Source organism: Sedimentibacter acidaminivorans (assembly GCF_017873955.1).
Lineage (GTDB): Bacteria > Bacillota > Clostridia > Tissierellales > Sedimentibacteraceae > Sedimentibacter > Sedimentibacter acidaminivorans.
In genome coordinates this window covers 18,988-33,629 of sequence record NZ_JAGGKS010000001.1, presented here as the reverse complement: position 1 = coordinate 33,629, position 14,642 = coordinate 18,988, and the positions used below count along the sequence as shown (strand labels likewise).

Annotated in this window: 16 protein-coding genes; 15 read left to right on the top strand and 1 reads right to left on the bottom strand. The window is 30.0% G+C overall.

Annotated elements, in window-relative coordinates:
• Positions 1-20: 20 nt before the first annotated feature.
• The 12 genes from mraY to J2Z76_RS00120 all read left to right on the top strand — a co-directional run bounded on the left by mraY (position 21) and on the right by J2Z76_RS00120 (position 12,172).
• Positions 21-995 (top strand): phospho-N-acetylmuramoyl-pentapeptide-transferase, encoded by a 975-nt coding sequence (mraY, locus tag J2Z76_RS00175; protein ID WP_209509968.1) that lies wholly within the window; start codon positions 21-23, stop codon positions 993-995.
• 51 nt (positions 996-1,046) lie between these two features.
• Positions 1,047-2,414 (top strand): UDP-N-acetylmuramoyl-L-alanine--D-glutamate ligase, encoded by a 1,368-nt coding sequence (murD, locus tag J2Z76_RS00170; RefSeq protein WP_209509967.1) that lies wholly within the window; start codon positions 1,047-1,049, stop codon positions 2,412-2,414.
• Entirely contained in the window at positions 2,392-3,501 is a 1,110-nt protein-coding gene (gene ftsW / locus J2Z76_RS00165) for a putative lipid II flippase FtsW (RefSeq protein ID WP_209509966.1), read from the top strand. Before murD ends, ftsW begins: the two co-directional genes overlap by 23 nt.
• Positions 3,502-3,542: 41 nt before the next feature.
• Entirely contained in the window at positions 3,543-4,664 is a 1,122-nt protein-coding gene (gene murG, locus J2Z76_RS00160) for an undecaprenyldiphospho-muramoylpentapeptide beta-N-acetylglucosaminyltransferase (RefSeq protein ID WP_209509965.1), read from the top strand.
• Between the two features lie 64 nt (positions 4,665-4,728).
• The gene (murA, locus tag J2Z76_RS00155; RefSeq protein ID WP_209509964.1) at positions 4,729-5,985 is read left to right on the top strand and encodes a UDP-N-acetylglucosamine 1-carboxyvinyltransferase; all 1,257 of its coding nucleotides are present in this window, start codon (positions 4,729-4,731) and stop codon (positions 5,983-5,985) included.
• Between the two features lie 279 nt (positions 5,986-6,264).
• Positions 6,265-7,065 (top strand): cell division protein FtsQ/DivIB, encoded by an 801-nt coding sequence (locus J2Z76_RS00150; RefSeq protein ID WP_209509963.1) that lies wholly within the window; start codon positions 6,265-6,267, stop codon positions 7,063-7,065.
• Positions 7,065-7,781 (top strand): DUF881 domain-containing protein, encoded by a 717-nt coding sequence (locus tag J2Z76_RS00145; protein WP_209509962.1) that lies wholly within the window; start codon positions 7,065-7,067, stop codon positions 7,779-7,781. The genes J2Z76_RS00150 and J2Z76_RS00145 overlap by 1 nt, the downstream gene beginning before the upstream one ends.
• 75 nt (positions 7,782-7,856) lie before the next feature.
• Entirely contained in the window at positions 7,857-8,540 is a 684-nt protein-coding gene (locus tag J2Z76_RS00140) for a DUF881 domain-containing protein (RefSeq protein ID WP_209509961.1), read from the top strand.
• A 15-nt stretch (positions 8,541-8,555) separates the two neighbouring features.
• Positions 8,556-8,897: a DUF1290 domain-containing protein gene (locus J2Z76_RS00135; RefSeq protein WP_209509960.1), complete on the top strand. Its 342-nt coding sequence runs from the start codon at positions 8,556-8,558 to the stop codon at positions 8,895-8,897.
• Between the two features lie 91 nt (positions 8,898-8,988).
• A complete protein-coding gene (gene ftsZ / locus J2Z76_RS00130) occupies positions 8,989-10,092 on the top strand; it encodes a cell division protein FtsZ (RefSeq protein ID WP_209509959.1) in 1,104 nt (367 codons plus the stop codon).
• Between the two features lie 197 nt (positions 10,093-10,289).
• A complete protein-coding gene (locus tag J2Z76_RS00125; protein ID WP_209509958.1) occupies positions 10,290-11,873 on the top strand; it encodes an ABC-F family ATP-binding cassette domain-containing protein in 1,584 nt (527 codons plus the stop codon).
• A 35-nt stretch (positions 11,874-11,908) separates the two neighbouring features.
• A complete protein-coding gene (locus J2Z76_RS00120) occupies positions 11,909-12,172 on the top strand; it encodes a hypothetical protein (RefSeq protein ID WP_209509957.1) in 264 nt (87 codons plus the stop codon).
• Positions 12,173-12,204: 32 nt separating this feature from the next.
• On the opposite strand, the gene J2Z76_RS00115 is transcribed toward J2Z76_RS00120, so the two are convergent.
• Entirely contained in the window at positions 12,205-12,513 is a 309-nt protein-coding gene (locus J2Z76_RS00115; protein WP_209509956.1) for a hypothetical protein, read from the bottom strand.
• A gap of 304 nt (positions 12,514-12,817) precedes the next feature.
• On the opposite strand from J2Z76_RS00115, the gene J2Z76_RS00110 reads away from it, so the two are divergent.
• From J2Z76_RS00110 to J2Z76_RS00100, 3 genes are all read left to right on the top strand, one after another.
• A complete protein-coding gene (locus J2Z76_RS00110; RefSeq protein ID WP_209509955.1) occupies positions 12,818-13,018 on the top strand; it encodes a cold-shock protein in 201 nt (66 codons plus the stop codon).
• Between the two features lie 315 nt (positions 13,019-13,333).
• Positions 13,334-13,534, top strand: coding sequence for a cold-shock protein (locus J2Z76_RS00105; protein WP_209509954.1), 201 nt, complete (start codon positions 13,334-13,336; stop codon positions 13,532-13,534).
• A gap of 193 nt (positions 13,535-13,727) precedes the next feature.
• Positions 13,728-14,618 carry a polyprenyl synthetase family protein gene (locus J2Z76_RS00100; protein WP_209509953.1) on the top strand — a complete coding sequence of 297 codons (891 nt, stop codon included), beginning with the start codon at positions 13,728-13,730 and terminating at the stop codon, positions 14,616-14,618.
• Positions 14,619-14,642: the final 24 nt, after the last annotated feature.

Below are 14,642 nucleotides of genomic sequence, written 5' to 3'. Positions count from 1 at the left end.
ATCGAATTAAGGAGAGAAAAATGCAAGATAGCATACTAGTCATTAGGGTAATTACAGTTTCATTCTTAATAGTATTATTTTTAGGTCCTGTAATTATCCCTTTATTAAAGAGATTAAAAGTTGGACAAAGCATCCGAGAGGAGGGACCTAAGTCACATTTAGCTAAATCAGGTACGCCTACAATGGGTGGAGTTTTAATAATACTTGGAATTGTAATATCAATAGCAACAAGCGGATATTATTCAAAAGAAATAATTGTAGTAACATTTTTCATAGTAGGATTTGGTTTCATTGGGTTTGTTGATGATTACATTAAAGTAGTACTAAAAAGAAATTTAGGTTTAAGGGCATATCAAAAAATTATTGGACAGTTGATTTTTGCAGTTTTGCTTGCTGTTTACGGTTCGAGATTCAGTGTAAATAAAACAATACTATTAATTCCATTTATTAATACATATATAGATTTGGGAGTATTGTATATACCATTTACTGTATTTGTTGTTTTGGGAATAGTAAATGCAGTAAATTTAACAGATGGGTTAGATGGGCTTAATACTGGTGTTACACTAATAGTTATGGCTGCATTTAGCTTAATTGCAAACACTCGGATATCTACTAACGAAGCGTATCAAGGCATAGCAATAATTAGTGCTTCTGTATCAGGTTCGTGCTTGGGATTTTTAAAACATAATGCGCATCCAGCTAAAGTTTTTATGGGTGATACAGGGTCACTTGCATTGGGTGGAGCAGTGGCAGCAGTTGCTGTTATGACTAATTTAATACTTGTTATTCCAATTATAGGTGGAATATATTTTGCAGAGGCTTTATCAGTTATAATTCAAGTTGCGTATTTTAAGAAAACTAGAAAAAGAATATTTAAAATGGCACCTCTTCACCATCATTTTGAAATGTGTGGATGGAAAGAAACAAAAGTTGTAGGTGTTTTTTGGTTTATTACAGTAATATTAGCGTTTATAGGAATTTATTTTATTTAACAACATAAAATTTATTAGACGGCTTTTTTAATAGGAGATGAGAGGTTTAAAATGTGTATAGAAAATAAAAAAATACTTGTTATAGGTCTTGGTGTTTCGGGAGTTGCATGCGTAAAGGGATTAAATGCACTTAATGCTCAAATTCTTGTTTATGATGAATCACCAAAAGAAAAATTAACTGAAAGGTTAAATGAGCTTGAGGGCATAGATGCAAAGTACTATTTTGCAAATGATGATTTAAATATAGGAGATGTAGAATTAGCTATTAAAAGTCCCGGAATAAAGTATGATATGCCTTTGATTCAAAAATTAAACAAAAAAAACATCAAAGTTATAAGTGACATTGAGGCATCGTATATGATTAACAAATCTACTATAGTATCTATAACAGGTACAAATGGTAAAACGACAACAACAACTTTAATTGGAGAAATAATAAAAGAAAGTGGTAAAAAATATAAGCTAACAGGCAATATTGGATATGGTATGTTTTATGATACCTTAAATGCAGGATCAGATGAAATTCTAGTTGCAGAAACAAGTAGTTTTCAACTAGCAGGTACATATAATTTTAAGCCACATATTAGTGTATTAACTAATATAAGCCCGGATCATTTAGATTTCCATAATACTATAGAAAATTATATAGAAACTAAGTTTAATAATGTTAGAAATCAAGATGAAAATGATTATGCAATACTAAATTATGAAGATGAAACCATTAGAAATTATAGTAAAAATATTAAAGCAAAAATAATATTTTTTAGTGCAGAAAGAACTTTAGAAAATGGAATTTTTGTTAAAGATGGTAAAATGATATATAAAAATGAAAATGCTACTTCTTTTATTGTTGATATTAGTGACATATTTATACCAGGTAAACACAATGTTGAAAATGCTCTTGCAGCTGCAGGTGCGTCTATAGCGCTTGGCATTAAACCTGAAACTATAGCTCTAGTATTAAAAGAGTTTAAAGGTGTAGAACATAGGTTAGAGTTTTCTGGTGAATACAATGAAGTTAAGTTTTACAATGATTCAAAAGGAACTAATCCTGACGCTTCTATAAAAGCAGTTCAGGGTATTGAAAAACCAATAATTCTTATTGCAGGAGGGTATGATAAAAAATCTAAGTATGATGAGTTTATAGATTCTTTTGATAATAAAGTAAAAGCATTGGTATTATTGGGTCAGACAGCAGATGAAATTGAAAAATGTGCTCGCAAACACGGGTTTGATAATATACACAGGGTTTGTAATATGGATGAAGCAGTAAAAAAATGTTTTGAATTAAGCTGTAAAGGTGATAATGTCGTACTTTCTCCCGCATGTGCAAGTTGGGGAATGTACCCTAACTATGAGGTAAGAGGTAAAGACTTTAAGGAAAGGGTAAAATATTATGGAGAGTGCACGAAAAGTTAATAAAAAATCTGTTGATTGGATTTTAGTGCTTGTAATAGTAGTATTAGTTTTAATTGGCTTTTTGATGGTGTATAGTTCGAGCTATCCTGATGGTTATTATAAATTTAATGGTCAACCTTTTTATTTCTTAAAAAAACAGGTATTTGCAGCCGTTTTAGGATTAGTAGCCATGATATTTGTTTCAAACATACATTATAAAATATATGGACGATTAAATAAAATTATACTTTTTACTTGCGTTGGTTCAGCATTGTTAACGCTAGTTATCGGTGTAGCTTCTAATGGTGCTCAAAGATGGATAAATATTGCAGGATTAAATGTTCAGCCATCTGAAATAATAAAAATAGGTGGAGTTTTATATATGGCAGATTTCTTTGATAGAAATCGAAAACATATTGGTGAATTTAAAAAAGGCTTTATTCCATCTATGCTTGCCATAGGATTGTTTTGTGGATTAATAGCTATTCAAGATGACTTAAGTACATCTATTATTTTGGGATTGACTTTGATAGTAATGTTCTTTTGTGCTGGAGCTAAGATACGTCATTTAGTAGGAACGGTTTTGGCTGGTATTGCAGGTGTTGTTGTTTTGATTGCCATGCAGCCTTATAGAATTACTAGGGTAATTGTTTTTTTTGACCCATTTAAATATATGCAAAATGAAGGATGGCAAATAGTTCAATCTTTGTATGCTTTAGGTACCGGAGGACTTTTTGGTATGGGTATAGGAAAAAGCAGACAAAAGTTTTTTTATTTACCAGAGCCTTATAATGATTTTATTTTTTCTATAATAGGCGAAGAATTAGGTTTTATAGGGTGTGTTGTAATTATGCTTTTGTTTGTGATATTTGCTTGGAGAGGGCTTAGAATTGCATTGAATAATATTGATTTTTATGGTGGAATGGTAGCACTTGGGATGACTACATTAGTCTTAGTTCAATTTTTAATACATATTGCAGTTTCAACATCATCAATGCCACCAACCGGGAGAGCATTACCTTTTATAAGTGCTGGAGGTTCGTCACTTTTGTTTTTGCTGATATCAATGGGAATACTTTTAAATATTTCTAAGTATTCCAATTCGTAATAAATAATTATTGTGCTATGCACGAAGGAATGGGATTAATTATGAGAGTTTTAATAACAGGTGGAGGAACAGGTGGACATATAAATCCTGCTTTGGCTATTGCTCAAAAAGTTAAGTCTAAGGATGATTCAAATATTGTGTTGTATGTAGGCACAAAGACAGGAATGGAAAGTGAACTTGTTCCAAAAGAAGGTTTTGAGTTTAAGTCAGTAACGGCTAAATTTCTACGTAGAAAAATAAGTTTAGAGAATATAAAAACTTTATTTGCTTCAGCTAAAGGTGTTATAGAAGCAAATAAAATAATTAAAGAATTTAAGCCAGATATAGTTGTAGGAACTGGTGGTTATGTTTGTGGACCAGTTGTTCTTGCAGCATCATTAAAGAAAATACCAACTATGATACATGAACAAAATGTTTTTCCAGGTGTTACAAATAAATTGCTAGCAAAGGTAGTTGATTTAATAGGAATAAGCTTTAATGAAGCACGAAATTATTTCCCGGAAAATATTAGACATAAATTAATTATGGTAGGAAATCCTGTGAGAAAAGATATCTTGGTTGCAGATCGAAGAAAATCTAGAAAGTTTTACAACTTAAAAAGTGATGATATTTTAATATATTCATTTGGTGGAAGTGGTGGACAGGTAAGCTTAAATAATGCAATGTTAGAGGTTATAAAAAGATATAGTGGTAAGATTAATATAAAGATTATTCATGTAACTGGAAAAAGGTTGTATGATAGCTTTAATGAAGAACTAAAGCAAAGAAACTTAGATATAAAAAATAATATTGAAATTAAGGACTATATGTATGATGCTCCAACTGCTTTATCTGCTAGTGATATTGTCATTGGGAGCGCAGGTGCGATTACAATAGCTGAAATAACAGCTGTGGGAGTTCCTTCTATATTAATTCCAAAAACATATACTGCAGAAAATCATCAAGAATATAATGCAAGGGCATTAGAAAAAAAGGGTGCTGCTAAAGTGATTCTTGAAAAGAATTTAGATGGTATAACTCTTATAAACTCAATCGAGGAAATTATTGAAAATAAAAATACACTTAATACAATGGCTTTGAATTCAAAGAAACTTGGCAATACTAATGTGGAAGATAAAATATATGAAGCAATGCAAAATCTGGTAAACAGTAAAGCTATATGAAGTAACAAGTGAGGAAAGTTTGCATAACATATATTATGTATGTAACTTGTTGCGGAGGGATAAAATGGGAAGCTTTATTATAGAAGGAATAAATAATTTAGAAGGAATTGTAGAAATAGGTGGTTCAAAAAATGCTGCACTTCCTATTATAGCAAGTACTGTTATTGTTGGTAGAGAATACATAATTGAAAATATACCCGATATTGAAGATGTAAGGATGATGTTTGAAATACTTTCAAGCATGGGTTGTAAAACCCAGTATGATAATGGTATTGCTTTAATTGACACAAGAGAATTGAATACGCACTCAGTACCAGAAAATCTAGTAAAAAAAATTAGATCCTCAATTATTTTAATGGGGGCTGTGTTATCTAGAACAGGAAATGTTGAAGTTGCATTTCCAGGTGGTTGTGAAATTGGACTCAGGCCAATTGATTTACATTTGAAAGGATTAAGAAAATTAGGGGCGGAAATACATGAGAAAAATGGAATATTATTTGGTTCTGTAAATAATCCAAAGGGATGCGAAATACAGCTTGATTATCCAAGTGTAGGCGCTACAGAAAATATAATGTTATTTGCTGTTAGTGCACCTGGCAATACAACTATATATAATGCTGCTAAAGAGCCTGAAATAGTTGATTTGCAGAATTTTTTGAATAAAAGTGGATTTTCTGTAAGAGGTGCAGGTACAGGAACTATTGTTATTGAAGGTAAAAAGAATGAAGAAAAAGATATATTAGAATACAAAATTATTTCGGATCGTATAGAAGCTGGAACTTATTTAAGTGCTGCATCATCGTTAAAGAGTAAAATATACATAAAAAATATTGAAAAAGAGCATTTTAAATCAATTACATCCTTGTATGAAGATGCAGGATTAGAAATTAGAGAAACTCATGAAACCATAGTAGTGACCAATAGAGGTCGCCTTCGTTCTCTAGAAAAAGTTTCTACTCAACCTTATCCAGGTTTTCCTACTGATATGCAAGCGCAATTTATGGCATCTATGGCAACTGCAAATGGCAATACAATTATTGAAGAGACTGTATTTGATAGTAGATATAAGCATGTGCCAGAACTAAAAAAAATGGGTGCTGATATAACTACTGTAGGAAGAGTTGCGGTAATTAATGGTGTGCCAAGGCTTTATGGTGCTGAAGTTGATTCAAAGGATTTACGAGGTGGTGCTGCTTTAGTAATTGCAGCTATAGGTGCTGAAGGAACTACAAAGGTAAATGATATTTATCATATAAATAGAGGTTATGAAAAATTTATGGATAAATTAAGGAGTTTAGGAGTAATAATAACAGAAATATAATATTTAATTCCTCCTAACGTAGAAGGTAGTGAGAAATATAATATTTAATTCCTCCTACTAAAATTTTGGAAATTGTAACTTCAATAATTAAAACAATGGCATCATCCGCTACGCTAAAGATGCCAAAACTGTTTTAAATATTTCGTACAATTTCACAAAATGTGCGTTGAGTCAGAATGAAATATTATATTTCTCTCACATGTACAAAGTTAAATATTAAAAAATACTAAAGAGAAAAACAAAAACAAAGACAAACAAAAGATAAACAAGGATAAAGCGATGGCTAAGAGAAGCAAGGAACAAAAGAAAAAGCGAAAGAAAAAGAGAAAAATTAGGAAGTCTTTTATTAGTACGGCAGCTTTTTTTTCAGCTGCTGTATTTATTGTTTTTTGTATTTACCATGTTGCATTTAAAACAGATTATTTAGATATCAAAGGTATAGATATAGTAGGTAATTTTTCCTATGAAACTGACTATATAATTGAAAAATCAGGAATAGAACTTGGAGAAAAAATATTTAAAGTAGATAGATCTAAAGTAAGGGAAAATCTTGAAAAAGAAATATATGTTAAAACAGCTAGAATAGTCTATGAGCTTCCTGATAGAATATATATTGAAATAAATGAAAGACAAGAACAATATCAAATAAGCTTTAATAATGAATATATCATAATAGATAAAGATGGTGTAATTTTAAATGTATATAATGAAAAAAGCAAATTAATAACTATTGAAAGTTTCACTGATGTGATATACAATGTAGGGGAACCAGTAGAGTTTAAAGGAATAGATGATATAAATACAGTATTTAAAACTTTAGAATATAGTTTTAGTGAATTTGGTAGCGATACAATTAATGAATTGACAGTTTTAAGTGATAATGCAGTTCTTTTAGATACTGAATATGGAGCTAAAATAAAAATTAATTTAGAAGATGATGCAAAATATCAAATTTCATTTGCTATGGAAATTATTAATAAAAGACTTAATAATAATTTAACGGTAACATTAGATTTAATAGATTTTACAAAAGGGGATAGTCCTGTATACATAGAGGATTTTCAATGGGAGGATATTTAATGAAAAAAGCAGTTCAAAAAGCAATATTATTTATTATAAGCATTGCATTAGGTATTTTTATAATAATGCAATATCAAACAACTCAAAATATACTTGGCGACAATACGACACAGGATGAAAAAACAAGAAACTTAAATAAAGAACTCGCAGAACTAAGTGTTGAAAAGAGTAAACTAAGGGAAGAAATAGATAGACTGAGAGAAGAAGTGAAAATTAGTGAAGAAAAATCAATAGCTAAGGAAAATCAAATTAATGAAGTAAAAGGTGAATTAAGTAAACAAAAAATTTTGTCAGGATATTACGATGTTAAAGGTCCAGGTGCAGTAATTACAATAGATTCAGATACTAATTCATATGTAAATCTCGCATATAGCCATCAGTATATATTGGCTTTAATTAGTTATTTAAATAATGCTGGAGTTGAAGCGATATCTATTAATGGCCAAAGATATACAAATTATACAGAAATAGTACCGGTTCTAGATCATATTAATGTAAATGGTGTAGCATTAGTATTACCTCTTGAAATTAAGGCAATTGGTAACTCAAGGACAATAGAGGCTTCGTTGAATTTTGTTGGTGGAATTGTAACTCAGATGAATGAAATAGGATTTACTATAAATACTGAGTATCTTAGTGAGATAGTGGTAAATAGGTATGATGGTGAAAAAGAATTTAAGTATGCAGTTCCAGTTGATTCAAGTGAACTTGAATAATAATTGATAATTAGAAAATAATCAATTGTTCAAAGGGAGGGAGTAACAATTAAAATTAAACCATCTAGAATCTTTATGTTTTTCATTGTATTTATTTCAACCATCTTTATTGTTAAAGGTGCATATGCAGATATTGATGAAAATAGCATATATAATTTAAGAGATTTGTACAGATATGAAAGCAACATAAATGATGTGAGAGAGATAGTTGAAAATTTAAGAGCTTCAATTGAAGAAGAAAATTCTAAACTTCAAGGCGATGTAAATTCCAATTTTTTAGATGAAATAATAAATATAAATAGTGAAATACAAGAACTTAAATTTTTTAATGGATTTACAGATGTGAGGGGACCAGGTATTATGCTCAGGGTTTCAGATAGTACAAGTGAAGACCAATCTATAGATATAATGGATAAAATAGTACATGATGTTGATATAACTGTTTTACTTAATGATTTAAAAAATGCTGGTGCAGAAGCCATAGATGTTAATGGAAAAAGAATTATTAATATATCAGAAGTAGTGTGTGCAGGCCCAATTTTGAAAATAAATGGAGAAGGAGTTCCATCGCCATTTGTTATTAGAGCCATTGGTGACCAAGATGCTTTATATAGCGCAGTTAATGATGAAGGAACATATGCTTATGTTTTGAAGAATCAGTGGGGAATGGAAGTGACAACAATGATGAGCTATGATTTAGTCATGCCAAAATTTTATGGTGATGAGCATGAAATAAAATATACGGAAATTATAAATTAAAAGGGGTTGATTTTTTTGCTTTATGTAATTGCGGGTGTAGTATTAGGAGTAGTAGTTGGGTTGAAGTTTAATGTATCATATAATCCTGAATATATAGTATATATTTCTCTTACTATATTAGCTATGATAAATACAATATTTAATATATTATGTGAAAATCTAAAAGGTGAAATTAAAATATTTAAATCTGCATTATATCTAGTATCAGATTTAGTATTTGCTTTATTTCTAGGATATATAGGAGAACGTCTCGGTCTTCCTATTTATTTAGCGGCAGTTTTCGCTTTTGGTAATAATATTTATAAAAATTTTAAAATTATGTTAGACTTTGTGATAACAAAGTATAATATTATGTAATTGGCAATAAAAAGATGTATGAAAATGTAAAAATATATGCTATAATATTTTTTATAATATGAAAAATTTCTCTTGTGTAGGAGGTCAATATATGTTTCAATTTGAAGAGCCATCAGAAAAACTAGCAAATATAAAAGTCATAGGTGTTGGTGGCGGGGGGAATAACGCAGTAAATAGAATGATAGAAGATGGCGTAAGAGGTGTGACTTTTATAAGTGTAAATACTGATAAACAAGCGTTACATTCTTCAAAAGCCGAAATAAAATTTCAAATAGGTGAAAAACTAACAAGTGGGTTAGGTGCTGGTTCTAAACCTGAAGTTGGAGAAAAAGCAGCAGAAGAAAATAAAACGGATATTGCAGATTTGGTATCTGGTGCAGACATGGTATTTATAACTGCAGGAATGGGTGGTGGAACTGGAACAGGTGCTGCTCCATACATTGCCAATATTGCTAAATCTCAAGGTATACTTACAGTTGCAGTCGTGACTAAGCCTTTTATGTTTGAGGGAAGAAATCGAATGAAGAATGCTGAGTTAGGACTCAAAAAATTAAGAGAAAGTATAGATACCTTAGTAGTTATTCCAAATGATAAACTTTTAGAAATTTCTGATAAAAAAACTACCATGCTTGAAGCTTTCTCACTTGCTGATGATGTTTTAAGACAAGGTATACAAGGAATTTCAGATTTAATAGCGATACCTGCTATAATGAATTTAGACTTTGCTGATGTGGAGACAATTATGTCGGGACAAGGTATAGCACACATGGGTATAGGACAAGCAAGTGGTGAAAATAGAGCACTGAATGCTGTTAAACAAGCTATACAAAGTCCACTTTTGGAAACATCAATTAATGGAGCTAGAGGAGTTCTTCTCAATATTACAGGTGGAATTAATATGGGTATTCATGAAGTAAATGAAGCAGCTAGACTCATTGAGGAAGCGGCAGACCCTGAAGCTAATATTATTTTCGGAGCTAATATTGATGAATCAGTTGGTGATGCTGTTAAAATTACTGTAATTGCAACAGGATTTACCGATGCCAAAGCAGCTGATAGCATAAAAGTAGATGCTTCAAAGGGCAAAATTGATGTAAAAGATAGTTCAAATAAAGATAGTAAGAGTCAAGAAAAATCTAAGGAAAACCCATTTGATTTTAAAATACCTGATTTTTTAAATAAAAATCCAAGATAATTCATTATTTTGTTTTAATAAGCAATAATAAGGATTTTGACTTTAAACATATAGGGTTTGGTGTGAGAACCACGCTAAATCCTTTTTGTAATGAACGAGAACAATTTCTAATATTAAATTTATTTAAATTTGATATTAGAATAAATTATATAATTATAATAAAAATAGTAATACAAATAAAAGATAAGGATGTAGAAATGATAACAGTAACTAATTTAAGCCTCCAATTTGGGGGTAGCAAACTATTTGATGATGTAAATCTTAAGTTTGTGCCAGGAAACTGCTATGGAGTCATAGGAGCAAACGGCGCAGGAAAATCAACTTTCTTAAAAATACTATCTGGTGAAATAGATTATACATCAGGAGAATTAACAATTCCTCCGAATATAAGAATGTCAGTTTTAAAGCAGGATCATTTTCAGTATGATGAATTTACTGTAATGAATACTGTAATTATGGGTAATAAAAGACTTTATGAAATAATGACTGAAAAAGATGCACTATATGCTAAAGAAGATTTTTCTGATGAAGATGGAGTTAGAGCATCTGAATTAGAAGGAGAATTTTCAGAAATGAATGGTTGGGATGCTGAAACTGAAATATCTCAAATATTGCAAGGACTTGGAATCGGTTCTGATATGCATTATTCTTATATGAGAGATTTGAACGGTGGAGATAAAGTAAAAGTAATGCTTGCTCAAGCACTTTTTGGAAAACCAGGGATAATACTTCTAGATGAGCCAACAAACAACTTAGATATTGATTCTGTTAGATGGTTAGAAGATTTCTTAATGGATTTTGAAGGTTTAGTAATAGTTGTATCTCATGATAGACACTTTTTAAATACGGTTTGTACTCATATAGTAGATATAGATTTCAAAAAAATTAAGATGTATGTTGGTAACTATGATTTTTGGTATGAATCAAGCCAGTTGATGCAAAGACTTATGAAAGACCAAAACAAAAAAAGAGAAGATAAAATTAAAGATTTACAAAGTTTTATTCAGCGTTTCTCTGCTAATAAATCAAAAGCTAAACAAGCAACATCTAGAAGAAAGTTGTTGGATCAACTTACAATGGATGAAATGCCATCATCATCAAGGAGATATCCTTTTGTAGGTTTTACTCCTGATAGAGAAGTTGGAAATGAGATTTTAACTGTTGAAGGACTTTCTAAAACTATGGATGGTGTAGAAATCTTAAAAGATATATCATTCAGAATAAATCGCGATGATAAAATAGCATTTGTTGGAGAAAATGAACTTGCACAGACAACATTATTTAAAATTTTAGTTGGAGAACTTGAACCAGATTCTGGAACGATAAAATGGGGTCAAACAATATCTAAATCTTACTTTCCTAAGGATAATACAGAATTTTTTGAAGGATGTGCGTTAGACCTTGTTAGTTGGTTGAGACAATATTCCGAAGATCAATCTGAAAGCTTTTTAAGAGGGTTTTTAGGACGTATGTTATTTTCAGGTGATGATGCACTAAAACCTGCGAATGTATTATCAGGTGGGGAAAAAGTTAGATGCATGCTTTCTAGGATGATGCTTTCAGGATCAAATGTGTTGATTTTAGATCAACCAACAAACCATTTAGACCTTGAATCTATTACAGCACTAAATAATGGGCTAATTGACTTTAAACAAATTATATTATTTGCATCTCACGACCATCAATTTATACAAACTATAGCTAATAGGATAATTGAACTTACTCCAGATGGAATGTTTGATAGATCAATGACATATGATGAATATTTAGAGAGAAAATAAATATAATAATTACAAATAAATAATGAAGGTGAATTATGTTAAAGAAGTATGCTCAAAATATGAGCTTTGATGAATTTGAAAAATCTATAACACCAGAAATGCTTAATGAACTATCCAAAATGAATATTTCGTACAATAGGGCATACAGTATATTTAAAGATATATTAAAAGAATCTGAGCTTAGCGAAGATGATGACATGGGAACTATGGACACTATAGTAAAGAATATTATACTAGATTATACAGATGAGTTGTTAGCTGGAGAATTTGGCAAATATGATTCTGATTGGGAAGCATAAGCAAATGCAACGGGGACAGTCCCCGTTGCATTTTAAATTATTTGAACAAACCTTATAGAGTATAAATCTCCTACTAACAAATCGTTTGATTGTAGTAATTCGAGAACTATGTAATCTGTACCAATCTCCTTAAGTATTCCCTCCTTACACACTAGATTGTCGTTACCAATTAAAAAATCTACCTTTACAAGTCTTCCTATCATTGATTTTAAGTATTCTTGAAGATAATTAGAGTTATCGGTAAATTGTGGAGAACTCCAAATGGGATGTTTGTTTATGTCTGTCCTTGGATACGATTGATCTTCAACATCATCAAAAGATTTAAATTTTAATACATTCATTTAATCACTTCCATAAAATATATTTTTATTTTATTTATTTATATCACTATATAATATTTGATAATGATGGAATTGTTACAAAAAAATAAGCAAAAATAATTTTTAAAAAATAATTTCAAAAATTCATTAAAACTATTGACAGATAAATTAAAGTATGTTATTATATAAATGTATTACAGATGTATTTATAGATTTCACATGTTTTTAGAGATTATATATATGTTAAGTGTATATGTAATTTGTAAAAATATGTGAATTTTTATTTACAATGGAGTATAAAAAAATAAAAATTAGGAGGTACCCCATGAATAAAGGTACAGTTAAATGGTTTAACGCAGAAAAAGGATTTGGATTTATTTCTAGAGAAGACGGAGATGATGTATTTGTACATTTCTCAGCTATCCAAGGAGATGGATTTAAATCATTAGAAGAAGGTCAAGCAGTAAGCTTTGAAATTACACAAGGCAACAGAGGCGACCAAGCAGCTAACGTTTCAAGAATATAATTGAAATAATTAAGCAAATTCAAGACAATTCTTTATAAGAATTGTCTTTTTTAAATGTAAATATTATAAGTGATGAAATGTATTTTATATGTTGAAAACAGTAAGCCTTGAGCACATTAAAATTTAAAAAAAATATAAAAAACTATTTGACAAATGCAAATATCTGTGGTATTATATAAATGTATTACAGATGTATTTATAGATTTCACATGTTTTTAGAGATTATATATATTGTTTGTATATATATGATTTGTAAAAATATGTGAATTTTTATTTACAATGGAGTATAAAAAAATAAAAATCAGGAGGTACCCCATGAATAAAGGTACAGTTAAATGGTTCAACGCAGAAAAAGGATTTGGATTTATTTCTAGAGAAGACGGAGATGATGTATTTGTACATTTCTCAGCTATCCAAGGAGATGGATTTAAATCATTAGAAGAAGGTCAAGCGGTAAGCTTTGAAATTACACAAGGCAACAGAGGCGACCAAGCAGCTAACGTAACTAGAATATAATTAATTAGAAATAATTAATATAGTATAGAGTATGAGCGAAAAAAACAGGAAAACTCCTGTTTTTTTTTATACATTTTTAATTTATTTATCACATTTACAGTTATAACTATGTGTGTTATAATATTAAAAATTATTGAAGGTTTGGACTTGTATTAAAGTTAGAGATATTTTTAATAAATGAGGTTGATAATAAATGGAATTTAATAAATGGATGAACGAAAAAGTTAGTCGAGTTGATGAATGTTTAAAGGATATTATAGAATTAAAAGATAATCCTCAAAAATTAATTTATGAATCAATGATTTATAGTTTAATGTCTGGAGGGAAAAGATTAAGACCGATTCTTATGCTAGGTACCTATGAAATTTTTGAAGATAATGATGAAACAATTCTTCCCTTTGCTTGTGCTATGGAAATGATACATACTTATTCGCTAATACACGATGATTTGCCAGCTATGGATAATGATGATTATAGAAGGGGTAGACTTTCAAACCATAAAATGTACGATGAAGCAACTGCTATATTAGCTGGTGATGCACTTTTAAATAAAGCTTTTGAAATCGGATTGGAATCAATTATTAAGCACAATTTAGATGCAAAGAAAGCAGTTGAAGCACTTTCTGTTATAGGCACGTCATCAGGGGCAGATGGAATGATAGGCGGGCAAGTAGTTGATATTTATGGAAATGAAAAAATAAAAACTGTTGATGAATTAAAGTATATGTATTATCTCAAAACAGGTGCGATTATAAAAAGCAGTGTATTAGCAGGTGCTGTTTTAGGTGGAGCAACTGAAAGAGAAATTGAAGCTTTGGAGATATACGCTGAGAAAATTGGTATAGCATTTCAAATTGAAGATGATATATTAGATGTTGAAGGTACACAAGATAAAATTGGGAAGCCAATTGGTAGCGATATAGCAAATGATAAGGTGACATATTTATCATTTGTAGAAATTGAAAAGGCAAGAAAAGATGTAAATAAGTTTACACAAGAAGCAATAGATAGTCTACAAATATTTGGAGAAAAAGCAAAAAAACTGATAGAATTAGCAAAATATTTAACTAATAGGGACCACTAAATAAGATAACAAAGGGACATTATA